Here is a 16,349-nt window from a genome sequence, read left to right as displayed (position 1 = left end):
GCTGTGTGTGCTCACCCAGATCGACCAACTGGCCGACGACGCCGCCCAGCAGCAAGTGAGCGGCGCCATCGCAGAGCAAGCCGCCGGCCCGATGTGGTTGGCCGTCTCGTCCACCCGCTACCGCCTGGGCGTGGATGGCGCCAAACAACTGCTGCTGGAGAGAAGCGGCATCCCGGCGCTGCAGCAGTCCCTCCAACATGCGCTCGCCCAGGTGCCCCAGGCGCGCAGCCATGAGAAAGCGCTGCTGCTGCAGGAGATTCGCAGCCAGCTCCAGGCCCTGCATGCCGAGCGCCAGCAGCGCTTGGCCCAGCTGCGCCAGCTGCAGGCAGAGCAAGGCCAGCGCTTTGCGAGCGACCTGGCCGCCGTGCAAGACAAGACCGGCCGCGACATCCATGCCGTGCTCGATGTGCCGGGGCCCGACCATTCGCGCACGCCCGATAGCTTTGCCGACCAGTTCAAGATGACGCCCGGCAAGCTCGAGCGCAACCGCCTGCAGGTCGCCTACTCCAAGGCCTGCATCAGCATCAGCGCCATCCCGACCAAGCATGGCGTGGTGGAGCTGCCGCTGGAGCAGCAGACCCAGGTCAAGAGCCTGGACAGCGTGATGGTCGCCGTCATGGGCGTCTCGGTGAAATACCGCCAAGACATGCGCCGCCTGTTTTGCGAGGCCGCCGGGCGCAACGCCCTGGCCCAGGCCTTTACCCGCTACTTTGAGCGCTCGGCCGACCGCCAGGCGCTGGTGCAGCGCATGGCCAACCAAGAAGCCCGGGTACAGGCCAGCGCCCAGGCTTTAACGGCCTTGAGCGCACTCGAAGCACTGGAGACCCGCGCATGAATGCGATGGCCGGCGAGCAGCAGTTTCTGGCCCATGTGGTTGGCAGCGCCGCCGGGCCCGCCGCTGCCAACGACCAGGCCAGGCGGGCACATCTGCATTCCCAGCTGCTACAGTTGCAAGCTTGGCAAACCACACTGCAGCAAGTCCTGAGCAGCGCATTTTCACCAGAACCCGGGATACAGCCCAGCCACCCGCTGGCCCAGCAGGCCCAGGCCCTCCACCAGCAATGCCAGGATCTGCAGGCGCGCTGGGCGCAGCAATGGTCTGCGCTGCAGCCCGCGCGCAGCCTGGCCCAGGACTTTGAGCAGCGCGAGATCCTACTGGTGTTTGGCAAGTTCAATGCCGGCAAAAGCTCGCTGTGCAACTTTCTGGCCGAGCGCTTTGCCGCGCAGGGCCAGCCCGTGCGCTTCTTTCATCTAGCAGATGGGGCCGTGGTGGAAAGCGATGAGCCCCTGCGCGAAGGCGCCACCGAAACGACAGCCCGGCTGCAAGGCCTGTGCCTGGACACCGGCCTGGTGCTGCTGGACACCCCCGGCCTGCATTCCGTCACGCCCGAGAACGCCGCCCTCACCCAGCGCTTTACCGAAAGCGCCGACGGCCTGCTCTGGCTCAGCAGCTCCACCTCGCCCGGCCAGGTGCAGGAGCTGGACGAACTCGCCCGCGAACTGCGCCGCAACAAACCGCTGCTGCCGGTCATCACCCGCAGCGATCTGATCGAAGAAGACGAGGTCGATGGCGAGATCCAGAAATGCCTGCGCAACAAAACCGAAGCCAACCGCGCGCTGCAAGAGGCCGACGTACAGGCACGCGCCCAGGGCAAGCTGCGCCAGCTGGGCATTGATCTGTCGGTGCTGAGGAGCCCCGTCTCCGTCTCGGTCCACATGGCACGCAGCCAACCGGGGCCCTACCCCCTGGCCAACGCCGGCCTGCTGCGCCTCTACACCGCCATCGCCAAGGTACTGGCCCCCGCCCAGGCCTACCAACAGCGCAAGCCAGCCGAGGTGCTGCTGCACCACCTGGAAGAGAACGTGCAATGCGCCATCGATACGGAACTGCTGCCCCAGCTGCAGCGCTTGCAGGTGGCTTTGGACCAAGAGCAGGAGCGCCTGCAACACAGCAAGGCAGCGATGCTGCGCGCCGCATGGCGCCAGACCATCCCGGCACTGCCGGGATTGCTGGAACGGAATGCGGACCAATCGCCTGTGCTGTGCGCCCAGGTTGATGCGCTGGTGCGAGGTGAGATTAGGGAACAGCTGCGCAGCCATCTCGGTGGCTAAGCACTGCCTGCGCTGCAAGCAGAACCAGCGACCCTGGGGTTGCCACCGGCTACTGTGGGCCCTGATGCCCTTTACGCGACTTTGCAAAATGCTGTGCGCGAGCAGCTAGAGGTGGCTTTGGCTGCGGCGGTCGATACCTGCAGCCATGCACTGGAGCCGATGGTGCTGCCAGTCGCGCAGATGCAGGCGCATTTGCGGCAGTGCAGCCAGGATTTGCATAGCGTGGGCACTGCGTTGCGGGCTTGAATGCGAACGCACGCCCATGTCCCCCATGTCACCTACCGAGCCACCTAGAGTCATGGTTTGCCATCCGATCCGGGCTTCGGGCAAAAACATGCCCATGTTTTTCAAGGTGGATGGACGAGGCTCAAGAGCAGCAAAACGGCATGGTCGAACGCGTGACCCCAACGCTGAAGGAACAATGCGTACACACACCGCTTGGAGCGTCTGCACAACGCCAGCAGGGTCCTTGGGGACTCAATGGGCTTCTGCTGGACGGCCCCGGGTCAGGCCAGAACTGCTGGCACCCGCCAATCGCCAGATTCACACGATAGATACCATCATCGACCTACCATCTATCCCATAGCTTGCCGCATATCCGTTGCGCCTGTTTTATAGATTTGAGGCGAACAAAGAACAATTAAGCAGAGGGATTTTTGGCTTGCACTCTCGCGAGATTACGAAGGATCTACAGAGAGGAGAACGGCCTGCGCAGCGCAACGACCTAGCTGGATTTCAGCCTCAAACAGCGCTCGGCAGCACCAGCATGCCCAGTAATTAAATGTGATTTGGAGTTCACAAGGCAATACAATTTGAGTACGTTCTATAGAAAGACATACGATGATGGGCCTAACGGTCAGCCAGCGGATATCCGCCAGCTTTGCACTAATTATTGCGGTGATGTTCGGGATGTCCGCCATCTTTTATATGCGTGCGGATTCGAACCATGAGCGGGCTGCCGACGTTCTCTCCTCCGACCTCGCGGGCATGGGATTCGCTGGCCAGATGCGCCAGGATTTGACCCTCCATTTTTACCAGACGCTCAATCTACTGCGGGATGCGGAGGCGAATGCCGGTCGCAGCAGCGATGTACTCGCTGAAAACAAGGCGCAGTTGAGCGCGATCGAAGCCAGTTTGGACAAGGTTTACGCCAAATACCTCAACACCATCACCCGCCAGGAAGATCGCGATGCGACCGCGGAGTTCGCGCGTACACGTGAGGCGTATCAGAAAAATACGCATCTGCTGGTTGAAATATTGGAGCGTGGCCAGGTCGCTGAAGCTGCGCAGTTGCGCAGCGGGCAAATGCTGCCGCAATGGCGCAAGGCGCAGGAGCAGGTCAGCCGCATCGTTGACTTGAACCAACATGCCGTGGAGGAGGACATGCAGACGATTCAAGAAATCGCAAGCTCCAACAAGCGCTTGGCAGTCGGTGCGCTGGTGCTGGCTCTGGTGCTGGCCATTATTTGCGGTCTGCTCTTGCACCGCTCGATACTACGTCCTATTCAAGCAACCTTGGCGGCCATGAAAACGCTGGGTACGGGCGACCTTTCGAGCAAGCTCAGTCTGAACCGTAGCGATGAATTCGCTGCCATTGAGGCAGGCTTCAATGGCATGGTCACCTCGCTTCGCGAATTGGTTGTTCAAGCGCAGCGTTCATCGGTACAGCTGACAACGTCCATCACTGAGATCGCTGCAACCACCAAGCAACAACAAGCCACCGTCACGGAAACGGCTGCGACCACCAGCGAAATTGGCGCAACTTCGCGCCAGATTGCCGCGACCTCTCGGGAGCTGGTACGTACCATGGGGGATGTCTCGGCCCACTCCGAGCAAACTGCAGCGCTGGCCGGGTCGGGCCACCGAGGCGTAGTACGCATGGCTGAGGTGATGCAGGAGTTGACCAGTGCCTCCGAAATGGTCAACGCCAAACTCGCCCTGCTTAACGAAAAGGCTGGTGGCATCAATCAAGTCGTTACCACCATCGTCAAAGTCGCTGACCAAACCAATCTGCTGTCTCTCAATGCTGCGATCGAAGCCGAGAAAGCGGGCGAATATGGCCGCGGATTTGGCGTAGTAGCCACTGAAGTACGCCGTCTGGCGGACCAGACTGCGGTTGCCACCTACGATATTGAACAGATGGTGCGCGAAATTCAGTCTGCCGTGTCTGCAGGCGTAATGGGGATGGAAAAATTCTCCGAAGAGATGCGCCGCGGCAATACTGAAATGTCACAAGTTGGCGACCAGCTGTCACAGATCATCCACGAAATTCAGGTTTTGGCCCCGCAGATGCAACAGGTCAGTGAGGGCATGCAAACTCAGTCCAGCGGGGCCGAGCAAATTGAGCAGGCCTTGAGCCAACTCACCGAAGCCAGTGGCCAAACCGTAGAGTCACTGCACCAGGCCGGCATGGCAGTTGAGAACATGAGCGATGTCGCCAACAATCTGCGCAGCGGGGTTAGCCGCTTCAAGGTTTAATCGTGGCATTGACCCCAGCAACGGAGCCTGCACCGTTGCACCTGCTGTTCAACCTGGGCGCTGATCGTTACGCCTTGCCTGCCAGCGTGGTTCGCAAAATCATGCCCCTGCAACGGCTCAAGCATGTGCCGGAGGCCCCCGCCTGGGTGGCTGGTTTGCTGTCCTACCACGGGGAGATCATTCCAGTACTGGATCTTTGCCAGCGTGTGTTTGGGCAAAAGGCTCGGCATAGCATCAACACCCGCATGGTGCTGCTGCACTATTCGTCGACCCAATCCCTTGGCTTGATCCTTGAAAAGGCCAATCAGGTGATGCGCCTGCCTAGCCCCGCACAACAGCCCACGGGGCTGGATGCAGGAGGCGCCTACCTGGGCGCCGTTCAGGCGCAAGGCTTGGGCGACATGATTCAGCACATCTCCATTGAAGGGCTGTTGCCACCGGATATGGTCCAGTTGCTGTTCCCGCCCCAGGGCAAGCTAGCATGATTGAACGACTGGAACAACTCTTGCGATCGCTTATCGGACTCGACGCGAGTACGCTGGGCCGAGGGGCAGTCGAGCGTTCACTGCGGCAACGGTTGAAGGCCAACTCCATGGATGAAGAAGCCTACTGGAGCCATATCCGCCAATCGCAGACAGAGCAGCGCGCACTGATCGAAGCCATGGTGGTTCCTGAGACCTGGTTTTTTCGCTACCCTGAATCGTTCTCGCTGTTGACCACCCAAGCGCGAGCGCTACAACGCCGGCTCCCTGTAGGGCAACCTTTGCGCTTGCTCAGCTTGCCATGCTCCAGCGGAGAAGAGCCCTACTCCATGGCAATCGCCATGTTCGATGCCGATTTTGCAGCGCACGAATTTCAGATTGATGCGCTGGACATCAGTCAGCGCGTCATAGAGCATGCGACCCTTGGCCAATATGGCGTGAATGCCTTTCGCGGCGATGATCCAGGCATCCGCGAGCGGTATTTTCAACGTGAGGCGGATGGCTCCCACCGCATCGATGAGAGGCTACGCGCCGTGGTGCGCTTTCAGTGTGGGAACATACTCGGCAGCACCATGCCGCCTTCGCTGACGGACTACGACATCGTATTTTGTCGCAATCTGCTGATCTACTTTGACCGACCTACGCAGTTGCGGGCGCTGACCAATCTCAAACGCTGGCTGCGCGCCGACGGACTGCTGTTCACTGGGCCAGCCGAAGCAGGCGTTCTAAGCCAACAAGGCTTCGAATCGCTGGATGCCGCACACAGTTTCGCGTTCCGCCGCCGCACCCTGCCATGCCCCCCAGTGCCAGCGCGCCCCATATTGCCTGCGGCGGTCAAGCCGCGCGCGCCTTCGCCTTTGCCATTGCGTGCCATTTCGGCCGTACGCCGCATGGCGCCTTCACCAGCTGCCAAAAGTGAATCGCCGCCAACGGGAGATGCAGCGGCTGGACTGCGCAAAATCACCGAGCTCGCCAATGCAGGACGCAGCGCAGAGGCGCTCACTGCCTGCGCACAGCAGTTGACCCAGCATGGGCCGACCGCCGAGTTGTTTTTCTGGTGGGGTTTGATATGTGACGGTGCGGGCCAGGCCGAGGCTGCCCTGCGCCACTACCGCAAAGCGCTTTACCTTGAGCCCTACCACACCCGAGCACTGGCACACCTGGCAGCCCTGCTGGTGACACAAGGCGACCACAGCGGTGCGGCACGATTACAGCAACGGCTGAAGCAGAGAGAAACCCAAGATGCCGGCAAGTCCTGATCGCCATATCCCGCTAGAGCCCCCAGCTATTGACGCCTGCTGGCAGCGCATTGGTGTTCGCGGCGACCGCTCCTGCGAGAGGCTGCTCCAGCATGTTCATTGCCATAACTGCGAACGCTATGCCGAGGCTGCCGCTCTGCTGCTCGATCGGCATGAGCTGGATCTGGAGATGGTGGACGAGGCATCGTTCGCGGAGAATCAGCAACCTGACCCGCTGGCTGATGGCCAGACACTGTCGGTCCTGATCTTTCGCATTGGGCAAAACTGGTTGGCTCTGCCTTCAACGCTTTTGCTAGAAGTATCGTTGCCCGTGCCCGTTCACGGACTGCCTTACCCCCGCAACCGTTCACTGCGTGGACTGTGCAATGTACGGGGAACCTTGGTTCCCTGTATGGCGCTTGACCTGGTATTGGGCCTGACCACCGAGACCACGCCGCAAGACCGCCCCCACATGCTGATACTGGACACACCTGGTGGCCCACTGGTGACGGAGGTTCAGACGGTGGAGGGCATATACGCGATTCCACTTGCCAAGCTGCAAAAGACGGGCCATGCCAGTGGCCTTGCGGTCAGCCAGTTAGCCTCTGCGGTGATGCAGTGGCAGCAGCACAGCATCACGGTGCTCCATGCTGATCGCCTGTTGCAAGCCTTGTCCAGGAGCCTTAGATGATCCAACAAGCAACACCGCTGGCACATCTCGCGATGTATGGACCAAAGGTCAAGCCATGAGCCTTGATGCCTACAAAGACAGCTCCATGCTGGAGTTGTTCCGTCTAGAAGCGCAGGCACAAACCCAGGTCATGGATTCATGCCTGCTGGTACTTGAGCGTGAGCCAACCGATCCCGCGCAGCTGGAGGCCTGCATGCGTGCAGCGCACTCACTCAAAGGTGCGGCACGCATTGTCGGCTTGGATGTCGCTGTGACATTGGCCCATGTGATGGAGGACTTGCTAGTCTGTGCCCAGAGCGGCAAGGTCCGCCTGAGCTCCACACGCATCGACGCCCTGCTACGCGCTTCAGAGGCATTGAGGCAGTTGAGTGAAGGGATCAGCGTGCAAGGGCTGCCTGCGCTGCAAGCAATCCTGGCAGACGATACGCAGCAAGATGCGCCGGCACCCGATGCCATGCCGGACTTCAGGCCGGCCTTGCCGGAAGAAGTCTCCGCCATTGAGACCAACGAGCCCGAGCCCGCCGGTGAACTGCATGACCGTATCCTGCGTGTGTCAGCCGAACGCCTGGACCATCTGCTCGATCTGGCGGGACGCTCACTGGTGGCTGCACAGCGTACCAAGTCCCTGGGCCAGGAGTTGGCACAACTCAAACGCCTGCAAGACCATATTGATCGATCCCTGCATGGGTTGCGCGATGCGCTGCTGGGGCAGGAGCTACCGCCTCGTGCCAAGGCCTTGCTATCCGATGTGAACCACTGGACGCTGGAAGCCAAAAGCCAGTTGCAACAACATACAGCGGCTTTCGACAGCTTTGGCTGGGCCTTTGAGCAGCGCAGCCAGCGCATGTATGACACCGTATTGGCCTCGCGCATGCGCCCCTGCGCGGATCTGATGGCTGGCAAGGCGCGCATGGTGCGTGAGCTCAGTCGCAGTCTTGGCAAAGAGGTATGGCTGAATCTGGAAGGCGAAGAGGTACAAGGAGATCGCGACGTACTGGAGACATTGGAAGCACCACTGATCCAGTTACTGCGCAATGCGGTGGACCACGGCATTGAAAGCCCCGCACAACGGTTGGCCAGCGGCAAGCCGGCACAAGGCAACTTGGTACTGCGGGCTCGGCATGCTGCTGGGCTCCTGGTCCTTGAGCTGGAAGACGATGGAGCAGGCGTTGACCTCGCTCGCGTACGTGCCGCAGTCATCGCACGCAAGCTGGCCACCGAAACGATGGCCCAGCACATGCATGAGGAAGAATTGCTGGCTTTTCTGTTCCTGCCGGGTTTCAGCGTGAGCGAGAAAGTCAGTGAGATCTCTGGCCGTGGGGTGGGCCTCGATGTGGTCCAGCACACGCTGCGTCAACTACGCGGTACGGTGCGCGTCCGCCAGCAACAGGGGCGAGGGACGGTGTTCCAGCTGCAACTGCCTCTGACCTTGTCGATGCTGCGCTGCTTGGTGGTGGAGATCGGCGGTGAGGCCTACGCGCTTCCGCTTGCGCAAGTGGAGCAGACTTTGCGTATCCCGGCGGACGCCATCAGCATGGTGGAGGGCCAGCAACATATCTGGGTACGCGAGCGCGCCATCGGTCTGGTCGCTGCCCACCAGCTTTTGCAACTGCCGCATGGCAAATCCGATCCGCTGGGCCTCCCAGTGGTTTTGATACCGCACCACGACCGAAGCCTTGCCATTGCGGTAGACAGGATTGTTGGCGAGCAAAATCTGGCTGTCGTTCCCATCGACTCCCGCCTAGGCCTGCTGCGCGGCGTGGAGGCAGGTGCCCTGCTCGATGACGGCAGTCCGGTGCTTATCGTGGATATGGATGACTTGCTGAACTCCGCTGACAAGCTCTTGGGTGCAGGCCAAGTCGAAAGGGTTGCACGGTTGTCTGAAGGGCCGTCACTGCGGCGCAAGCGCGTATTGGTGGTGGACGACTCGCTGACCGTGCGTGAGCTGGAGCGCAAGCTGCTCATTGGGCGCGGTTACGAGGTGACCGTGGCCGTGGATGGCATCGATGGCTGGAACATTCTGCGTGCAGAAAAATATGACCTCCTGGTGACCGATATCGACATGCCCCGCATGGATGGCATTGAGCTGGTAGGCCTGGTAAGGCGCGACGCACAACTGCAGTCCATGCCCGTGGTGGTTGTATCCTACAAAGACCGCGAGGAAGACCGCAGACGCGGCCTTGATGCGGGAGCCGACTACTACCTTGCTAAGTCGAGCTTTCACGATGAAACATTACTGGAGGCTGTACACATGCTGATTGGCGAGGCTGTTGAATGAAGCTTGGACTGATGGTTAACACCCCTGAGTTGGCGCAACGCCTCGAACACGCTTTGGAGCCGCTGCACGACATCCACTGGGTGGCACAAGACGAGACGCAGGCCTTGCGCCTGTGTCGTGATATGCCCCCTGAGCTGCTGCTGCTGCAACTGGGCACAGCTGATCGAGTGGCCTTTTCGCAACGTGTCATGAATGAGGCGCCATGCCCTTTGCTGCTGCTGGATCTGGCAACCGAGCTCCATACCGAATGGGCATTCAATGCCTTGGGCCACGGCGCCCTTGATGTGGTGCATCTGCCCGAATTGGCGAACGGCAGCGCTTTCAATCCAGCGCTGCTGCTGCGCAAGATCCAGAACATCGCCTGGCTGGCCACGCCCCCGCAGCCTGTTACCCAACGAGCCACGCGCACCAGCGCGAAACGCGCGTGCCTGATTGCCATCGGTGCCTCCGCTGGTGGGCCCGCCACACTCAACCAGTTGCTGGGTGAACTGCCTAAAGATCTTGACGCCGCCGTGGTACTGGTTCAGCACCTGGACGACAAGTTCTCTGCGGGCATGGCTGAATGGTTGGCGCGGGAATCAACGCTTCCGGTACGCCTGGTTCAGGCTGGTGAGATACCGCAGACCGGCGTGGTCTTGCTGGCTGGCCGCAATGAGCATTTGACGGTGAGCCGCCGCGGCGACCTGCAGTATTCACTCAAGCCTGATGCGCAAATTTACCGTCCGTCGATCGACATTTTCTTTCAAAGCATTGCCGAGCAATGGCGAGGTGATGCCATCGGTGTGTTGCTAACGGGTATGGGGCGAGACGGGGCAGATGGGCTCAAGGCTATGCGCGAGCGAGGCTTTGCCACCATTACCCAAGACCAGTCCAGCAGCGTGGTGTGGGGAATGCCCAAGGCCGCCGTTGCTATCGATGCGGCAGCGGAAGTCCTGCCTCTGGACCGCATCGCCAACCGCTTGGCCGAACTATGCCGCTGGATGGCGGTAAAGAGAAATTCATGACTCCTATTCCAACTCTGGATGAAAACACCTCTGCCGGGGAGCCTGGCGAGCTTGAAGTCAAGGTTTTACTAGTAGATGACCAAGCCATCATCGGCGAGGCCGTACGCCGCATGCTGAGCCATGAGATCGGCGTGTCTTTCCACTACTGCGGAGACCCGAAAAATGCCATGGAAATGGCTGAACACATCCAGCCGACCGTCATCCTGCAAGACCTTGTGATGCCCGGTGTTGATGGTCTGGACTTGGTGAGCCAATATCGCAACAATCAGAAATTACGCGACCTGCCCATCATCGTTCTGTCATCCAAGGAAGACCCGAAGATCAAGAGCCAGGCATTTGCAGTGGGGGCCAATGACTATCTCGTGAAACTGCCAGATGCAGTGGAACTGATAGCACGTCTCCGATACCACTCCCGAGCCTATCTGGCGATGAAGCAACGCGACCTGGCGAACCAAGCCTTGCGCCTGAGCCAACAGCAACTCCTGGAGAGCAATCTTGCGCTGCAGCGTATGACGAAGCTCGACGGCTTGACTGGCTTGTCAAACCGGCGGCATTTCGATGAGCACCTGGACCTGGAATGGAAACGCGCACGGCGAGAGAGAATTGAACTCTCCCTACTGATGATCGATGTCGATTTTTTCAAATCCTATAACGACAGTTTCGGCCATGTGATGGGCGACGAGACCTTACGCAGCGTGGCCCAGGTCCTTGCACAATCTTGCTCGCGCTCTGGTGATCTGGTCGCCCGATATGGGGGTGAAGAGTTCGCTATCATTTTGCCCAATACCTCGCAAGACGGCGCATGCTCGCTCGCCAATAGTGTGCGGCGCGCAGTCCAGGCACTAGCCATTGCACATGTTGCACCGGTAGCCGATGCCACAGTGACGGTCTCCATCGGAGTTGCCACCATGGTGCCTGAGCAAGACCTCAAACCCATTGCATTGATACAGCGCGCAGACACTGGGCTGTACCAGGCCAAAGAAAGTGGTCGAAATCGCATCGGCGTAGCCTGAGTACGGTAAATTTCTGATTCGATGCGATCTTGATCAGCAGGGGATGGGCTTCCTCCGGCTCGCCAAAGCGCTGGTAGCGTTGGATGGCCGCAAGTCTACGCAGGGTGCGTCAAGGGTGTCGTGCAGACCTGCAAGGACGGATCCTTGCAATGACTGCTCTGGGTGCCTCAGTGATCCAACTTATTGAGTTGGCGGACTGCAACCAGCCTGAAGCCGCCCTCAGCAACTTCGAACCATGCCCCGACGCGCTCTAGCCAGCGCGGCCCGGTGTCTGGCTCTGACTGCAAACAATCCCACCCCGTTGAACCTCGGCCTACGCTTGTAGCTGGAGAAGATCACGCGCCCTGCTGGTATTTGAGATCAAGTCAAACCGCCCTGAGACCCAGCCTGCGCGGGCTTAAAGGACCTGCCTGTCCCAGGTACTGTTGCCCTGGTAGCGCTGCTGCCAACGGTCGATGCGCCACTGGCCGGCCTTGCGCAGCAACGTGAAGCGGCTCTCCACGATGGGCCAGCGGTTCGAGAATAATTCCCCGCGCGTGGTCGCGCCCGCCTGGGTGTCGGCCGACTCGGGCTCATCGACGGGGAGCATGCGGTGCTGGGTGGTGATGGTGCATTGGTCAGCGCTTGGCCACTCCAGCGCCAGCAGGTCCAGGTGGAGCGGCAAATCAGGCTTGGCGCTGATGGAGATGCGCGGGTACTTGCGCAGGCGCGGCGTGGCATAGGCCTGGCGCAGGGCCATCGCACCCGCCAGCTGCTGCCACATCACGCCCATGTCCAGATGCGCCTCGGCGCCCCGGGCGCCAGCGATGGTCTGACTCGCCGCGCGCTCCCAGTGGTTCATGGCCTGCACCCAGCTGCGTAGTGCCGCCGTGGCGCTGGCAAAGGCGGGGCTCAGTCGGTCGGCCAGCGCGGCGTGAAAGGTGCTGTCAAACGACGAGTCCTCGCCGCTGGCCAGGCTCCGCCAATTGGGCTGCTGAAAAGCGGGAAAGTCATCGTGCCAGTGCAGCACGGCCAGCGGTTCCTCAGGCCAGGGCAAGGTACCGCTGGGCGGCGCCGGCGCAGCGGCACGCAGCGCGGGGGGCAGCATGGCATCCAGGCGCGCGGCTAAGGCCTCGAAGCCGTTGCGGCGCGCCAGGTCGGCAGCGGTGGCGCCCAGGCCGTCCTGGGCAGCCAGCTGCGCGCCAGCGGCCAGCAAAAGGATCACGGCCTCGTCGCCACCCGCCTGGGCGGCGGCCATCAGCGGCGTGCGCCCGTGCTCGTCGGCCTGGTGCTCGGTATCGGCGCCGGCGGCCAGCAAGGCCTGCACCAGCGCTGCCTCATTGCCGCTGGCAGCCCAGCCCAAGGCCGTCCAGCCCATCACGGCATCGGGGGTGTTGAGCGACACACCGCGCGCCAGCAACCACCCGACCGCCTCCGCCTGCTGGGCGATCACGGCCTCGATCAGCGGCGTGCGAATGTTCCACAGGACCGACAGGTCGTCGCCCGCTTCGGCCAATGCGGCCAGCGTGCAGATATCGCCGCGTGCGGCGGCCTGGTTGCCTGCGCCAGCTGAGCCAGGGATCGGGGTTCCAGAAGCAAGCTGTGGCATGGGAGGGAACTGCGATCCAGTCGCACATCGAAGGAGTGATGGATCGGAAGTTTAGTGCCATGCCACGAAAGAGTGAGGCGGGCTGAGAGAACCCTGCGCCGAGGCCCGGAACTCCAATCGCAGAGCACTTACCCCATCTCTGACAGTCCCCCTCCCCCGCCCCCCTCCGAGCCCTGCAGCGCAACGGATAAACGCCGCGCAAGCCTTGACTGCTTTAGACTCGGGAGTTATATTTATTAGATTCTTAAAGCCAACAGAGCATGTTGGCGCTTCGGTACTACTCGCGGACCAGCTTGCGTCCCGTCGCGGTACCTATTTTCTTGCGTGGGGCGCTGTTGCCCCCACCGCCCTGCGTCGTCAACCAACGCCTTGTCCCGCCCGCTGGACGCTGATCCCACGATCGGCAGGCCTTGCTTGCGCCGTCTGTCTCGCCGTCTTTAGCGCCTGCCTTGCGGCTGTGGAACGTGGCTGCCTTGGCTTGGGCGGCTATCGCCCATCGCATTGCATTGCCGCAGGCTTGCCGCCATGGCGCCAGAGACCTCCCTGAGCTCGGCTCAGGCGCTTGCGTGGCGCCAAGAGCCTAGCTTGCTTTCTCCACCCGCTTGTATAGGAAATACACCACATGATGAACACCCGACACTTTGCCCGCACCCTGCTCGCCAGCGCCCTGCTGGCCCTTGGACTGTCCACCCACGCTGGCGATCTGCCCGGCAAGGGCGTCAAGGTGCTGCCCCTGCAAAGTTCGTTGGCCGAGGAAACCTTCCAGACCCTGCTGGTCACGCGTGCGCTGACCAAACTTGGCTATGACGTGCAGCCCATCAAGGAAGTCGAGTACCCGCTGGCGCATCTGGCCGTTGCCCGCGGAGACGCCACCTTCATGGCCAACCATTGGAATCCGCACCACTCGGAGTTCTACAAAAGCGTAGGGGGCGACGCCAAATTGTCGCGCAAGGGGGTGTACGCAGCCGGCGCCGCACAGGGCTACATGATCGACAAGAAGACAGCCGATCAGTACGGGATCACCCACCTGAGCCAGCTCAGCGACCCCAAGCTGGCCCGGCTCTTCGATACCAACGGCGACGGCAAGGCCGATCTGGTCGGACCCAGCGCCGGTTGGGGTGGCGAAGCCGTGGTGAACCACCAGCTCGCCGCCTTCAAGCTGCAGGGCACGGTGAACTACACCCAGGGCAACTACCCTGCGCTGATCTCGGACACGCTGGCCCGTTATCAGCAAGGCAAGCCGGTGCTGTTCTACGCCTGGACCCCCTACTGGTTGAGCAATGTGCTGCGCTCGGGCAAGGACGTTGTCTGGCTGGAAGTGCCGTTCTCGGCCATGCCCGGTGTACAGGCGGGCACGGACACCCAATTGCCCAACGGCAAGAACTACGGTTTCCCTGTCAACAACGAATACATCGTGGCGAACAAGACCTTTGTCGAAAAGAACCCCGCCGCCGCCAAGCTGTTTGAGATCATGTCGCTGCCCATCGGGGACATCAGCGAGCAAAACCGCCGGATGCACGACGGCGAGAACCGCCAGCAGGACGTGGAACGCCACACGGACAGCTGGATCAAGGCCAACCAAAAGACCTTTGATGGCTGGATCGAGACTGCGCTGAAGGCCGCCGCAAGCTGACCTGGGTTAGCGCTGACCTGGGTTAGCGCTGAACGCTGGGCGATGGGCGCGCAGCTTCTACACCTCGGCAACACCCACGCAGGCCGCCTGGCGCGTCGACCACGCACTCATTGGTCAGCGCCTTGTGCACGGATCAGATCGCGCACTGCTATGGCCATCACCAAAAGCGCCAAGCCGGCGGCGGTCAGGGTTGCGGCCGTGTAGAAGCTGATCAATGCCCAGTAAAGGACGGGCTGCTCGGCAGCAAGGATGTCAGGTCCTTTGCGGTTGTTGAGCACCCCGGAGCGCAAGCTCTCCACCACTTCAGTCGCGCCAATAATGCAACCCCAGCCGATCAAGGCCGCGATGGCGAGGGCTGCCATCGACTGCAGCCACGGTCGCCGTCGGCTCGGGGTGTTCGGAAGGCCCATCACCTGCTCACTGCCTTGGCAAAGGCCCAAAGGCCCATGGCTTCGCAAAGGAATGCCGCACTACTGCATCTCGCTGGCCCACACCCGCTGCGCGCGATGCCAGGCAACGCATGGACGTACTGTCTGGCTGCCAGTCCAGCACCAAATCCAGCGCGTCCGTTGCATCCCATGCGCAGGACCGTGCCGCGCCAGGCACTGCTGTAGTGATCGGCCAGGTGCTGCACACTGCCCTCAGGCAACACTGGAAGGTGCCGTGCTTGCATAGGCCCAAAGCGATATTGCTCCACAGGCATTGTTTCCTTTTAGTGAATCCGATGGGTAGGAACCCATCCGTCGCATATTGTCCGATTTCCATCGGGTGGTGGGCGCATAGCATACGCGTCCATCGTCTCCACGTTGAGATGGTGCAATTGTCATGCTGTCAAAAGCGCAAGGCCGCCCCATAGCAGGCATTGGAGGACAAGTTGGATTTAAACACCTTTGAGTCTCGCGCCACGAGGGCAACAGAGAGTATGTTCTCCTTCGCAGCGTTTGTTGCAGCGGCCGAAGATCTGTCGACGGATCCACGCTATGCCGATGCCTGGCTGGATGCAGAGATCGTGAATGCACTGGCTCTGGCCGCATGGGAAGAGCAGGGACGGCTAAATGGACTGCGCAGTGGCAGCAGACCTTCAGGAAGGATGCCATCCAAGACATGGCCGCATTGATAAACGCCGGCAAAGCGAGCCTGTAGCGCGACACATCCGGCCAGTGCTTGCGATCACGGTAGGTGTCATTGCAACCGTCTGGGATCGGCCAATTCAGGCAAAATCCAGATGATCGGGGCAAGCCTGGCACAGGTCTGCAGGGAAGCCCACTTTGAAGAATGGAACAACACCAATGGCACTGACGAAAAAGGGCGAGTTCATGTACGGGACGACGTCGGGAGACACCCAAGCCGAGCTGCGCAGCTACAGCGTTGCCAATGGCCATGAGGCCACCCGGTTTGCCTCGTCCAAATGCGAGTGCGGCTCCCGGACTTTTGCGCTGCAGACCGACGAAGAAGCCGGCGTGGCCATCCGCACCTGCTCCGACTGCGGGCAGGAACACCTGATGGGCGACAGCGAGGATTACATGGAAGAGGCCACCCCCGAGGGGCACGCCTGCGTGTGCGAGAACGAGGTGTTCGAGCTGGTGTCCGGCGTCTCCGTGTACCAGGGCACGCATGATGTGCGCTGGTACTACATCGCTTGCCACTGCGTTGAATGCGATCTGGTGGGGGTCTTCGCAGACTGGAAGTGTGAAGCGGGTGATGCGGCGGCCTTCCTCGCCAAGGTATGAGTGCGCCGCCCGCAGAGGCCCTATTGGCAGGCTTGAGCGGCCCATCAACCAATAGAGCCCTACCCGCCGCCAGCACCTGCACCATGCGCTGAACGCGGATTA

At 61.1% G+C, this 16,349-nt stretch carries 14 protein-coding genes; 12 read left to right on the top strand and 2 right to left on the bottom strand.

Annotated elements, in window-relative coordinates; genetic code table 11:
* The first annotated feature begins 7 nt into the window (after positions 1-7).
* From DCO45_RS07095 to DCO45_RS07055, 9 genes are all read left to right on the top strand, one after another.
* Positions 8-835 carry a hypothetical protein gene (locus tag DCO45_RS07095; RefSeq protein WP_133248086.1) on the top strand — a complete coding sequence of 276 codons (828 nt, stop codon included), beginning with the start codon at positions 8-10 and terminating at the stop codon, positions 833-835.
* A complete protein-coding gene (locus tag DCO45_RS07090) occupies positions 832-2,112 on the top strand; it encodes a dynamin family protein (protein ID WP_243419270.1) in 1,281 nt (426 codons plus the stop codon). The genes DCO45_RS07095 and DCO45_RS07090 overlap by 4 nt, the downstream gene beginning before the upstream one ends.
* An 840-nt stretch (positions 2,113-2,952) precedes the next feature.
* Positions 2,953-4,590 carry a methyl-accepting chemotaxis protein gene (locus DCO45_RS07085; RefSeq protein ID WP_116925150.1) on the top strand — a complete coding sequence of 546 codons (1,638 nt, stop codon included), beginning with the start codon at positions 2,953-2,955 and terminating at the stop codon, positions 4,588-4,590.
* Positions 4,591-4,592: 2 nt separating this feature from the next.
* Entirely contained in the window at positions 4,593-5,075 is a 483-nt protein-coding gene (locus tag DCO45_RS07080; protein ID WP_027010358.1) for a chemotaxis protein CheW, read from the top strand.
* Positions 5,072-6,331, top strand: a complete 1,260-nt coding sequence (locus DCO45_RS07075) for a protein-glutamate O-methyltransferase CheR (RefSeq protein WP_116925149.1) — start codon at positions 5,072-5,074, stop codon at positions 6,329-6,331. The genes DCO45_RS07080 and DCO45_RS07075 overlap by 4 nt, the downstream gene beginning before the upstream one ends.
* Positions 6,315-7,001 carry a chemotaxis protein CheW gene (locus DCO45_RS07070; RefSeq protein WP_116925148.1) on the top strand — a complete coding sequence of 229 codons (687 nt, stop codon included), beginning with the start codon at positions 6,315-6,317 and terminating at the stop codon, positions 6,999-7,001. The genes DCO45_RS07075 and DCO45_RS07070 overlap by 17 nt, the downstream gene beginning before the upstream one ends.
* Before the next feature lie 55 nt (positions 7,002-7,056).
* Positions 7,057-9,279, top strand: a complete 2,223-nt coding sequence (locus DCO45_RS07065) for a hybrid sensor histidine kinase/response regulator (protein WP_116925147.1) — start codon at positions 7,057-7,059, stop codon at positions 9,277-9,279.
* Positions 9,276-10,283, top strand: coding sequence for a chemotaxis-specific protein-glutamate methyltransferase CheB (cheB, locus tag DCO45_RS07060; protein WP_116925146.1), 1,008 nt, complete (start codon positions 9,276-9,278; stop codon positions 10,281-10,283). The genes DCO45_RS07065 and cheB overlap by 4 nt, the downstream gene beginning before the upstream one ends.
* On the top strand, positions 10,280-11,296 hold the full coding sequence (locus DCO45_RS07055; RefSeq protein WP_116925145.1) for a PleD family two-component system response regulator: 1,017 nt from the start codon (positions 10,280-10,282) through the stop codon (positions 11,294-11,296). The genes cheB and DCO45_RS07055 overlap by 4 nt, the downstream gene beginning before the upstream one ends.
* A 397-nt stretch (positions 11,297-11,693) precedes the next feature.
* On the opposite strand, the gene DCO45_RS07050 is transcribed toward DCO45_RS07055, so the two are convergent.
* On the bottom strand, positions 11,694-12,884 hold the full coding sequence (locus DCO45_RS07050; protein WP_116925144.1) for an ankyrin repeat domain-containing protein: 1,191 nt from the start codon (positions 12,882-12,884) through the stop codon (positions 11,694-11,696).
* Between the two features lie 622 nt (positions 12,885-13,506).
* Here DCO45_RS07050 and proX point away from each other — a divergent pair.
* Positions 13,507-14,517, top strand: a complete 1,011-nt coding sequence (proX, locus tag DCO45_RS07045; protein ID WP_116925143.1) for a glycine betaine/L-proline ABC transporter substrate-binding protein ProX — start codon at positions 13,507-13,509, stop codon at positions 14,515-14,517.
* A 107-nt stretch (positions 14,518-14,624) separates the two neighbouring features.
* On the opposite strand, the gene DCO45_RS07040 is transcribed toward proX, so the two are convergent.
* Positions 14,625-14,879: a hypothetical protein gene (locus DCO45_RS07040; RefSeq protein ID WP_133248085.1), complete on the bottom strand. Its 255-nt coding sequence runs from the start codon at positions 14,877-14,879 to the stop codon at positions 14,625-14,627.
* Positions 14,880-15,439: 560 nt separating this feature from the next.
* Between DCO45_RS07040 and DCO45_RS22565 the strand changes: the two genes are divergently transcribed.
* Complete coding sequence (locus tag DCO45_RS22565; RefSeq protein ID WP_133248084.1) at positions 15,440-15,634, top strand: hypothetical protein; 195 nt, start codon at positions 15,440-15,442, stop codon at positions 15,632-15,634.
* Positions 15,635-15,806: 172 nt separating this feature from the next.
* Positions 15,807-16,247 (top strand): hypothetical protein, encoded by a 441-nt coding sequence (locus tag DCO45_RS07035; RefSeq protein ID WP_116925141.1) that lies wholly within the window; start codon positions 15,807-15,809, stop codon positions 16,245-16,247.
* Positions 16,248-16,349 lie beyond the last annotated feature (102 nt).

Origin of the sequence: Comamonas sp. JNW, assembly GCF_003105075.1 — a bacterium.
Taxonomy (GTDB): domain Bacteria; phylum Pseudomonadota; class Gammaproteobacteria; order Burkholderiales; family Burkholderiaceae_C; genus Comamonas; species Comamonas squillarum.
Note: the sequence above shows the minus strand (reverse complement) of the source record. Positions and strands in the feature narration are given on the sequence as shown.

Coding starts and splice junctions, on each gene's coding strand:
- DCO45_RS07090 (WP_243419270.1), top strand. CDS start 832: ATGAATGCGATGGCCGGCGAGCAGCAGTTTCTGGCCCATGTGGTTGGC.
- DCO45_RS07055 (WP_116925145.1), top strand. CDS start 10,280: ATGACTCCTATTCCAACTCTGGATGAAAACACCTCTGCCGGGGAGCCT.
- DCO45_RS22565 (WP_133248084.1), top strand. CDS start 15,440: ATGTTCTCCTTCGCAGCGTTTGTTGCAGCGGCCGAAGATCTGTCGACG.
- cheB (WP_116925146.1), top strand. CDS start 9,276: ATGAAGCTTGGACTGATGGTTAACACCCCTGAGTTGGCGCAACGCCTC.
- DCO45_RS07040 (WP_133248085.1), bottom strand. CDS start 14,879: ATGGCAGCCCTCGCCATCGCGGCCTTGATCGGCTGGGGTTGCATTATT.
- DCO45_RS07065 (WP_116925147.1), top strand. CDS start 7,057: ATGAGCCTTGATGCCTACAAAGACAGCTCCATGCTGGAGTTGTTCCGT.
- DCO45_RS07075 (WP_116925149.1), top strand. CDS start 5,072: ATGATTGAACGACTGGAACAACTCTTGCGATCGCTTATCGGACTCGAC.
- proX (WP_116925143.1), top strand. CDS start 13,507: ATGATGAACACCCGACACTTTGCCCGCACCCTGCTCGCCAGCGCCCTG.
- DCO45_RS07050 (WP_116925144.1), bottom strand. CDS start 12,884: ATGCCACAGCTTGCTTCTGGAACCCCGATCCCTGGCTCAGCTGGCGCA.
- DCO45_RS07085 (WP_116925150.1), top strand. CDS start 2,953: ATGATGGGCCTAACGGTCAGCCAGCGGATATCCGCCAGCTTTGCACTA.
- DCO45_RS07070 (WP_116925148.1), top strand. CDS start 6,315: ATGCCGGCAAGTCCTGATCGCCATATCCCGCTAGAGCCCCCAGCTATT.
- DCO45_RS07035 (WP_116925141.1), top strand. CDS start 15,807: ATGGCACTGACGAAAAAGGGCGAGTTCATGTACGGGACGACGTCGGGA.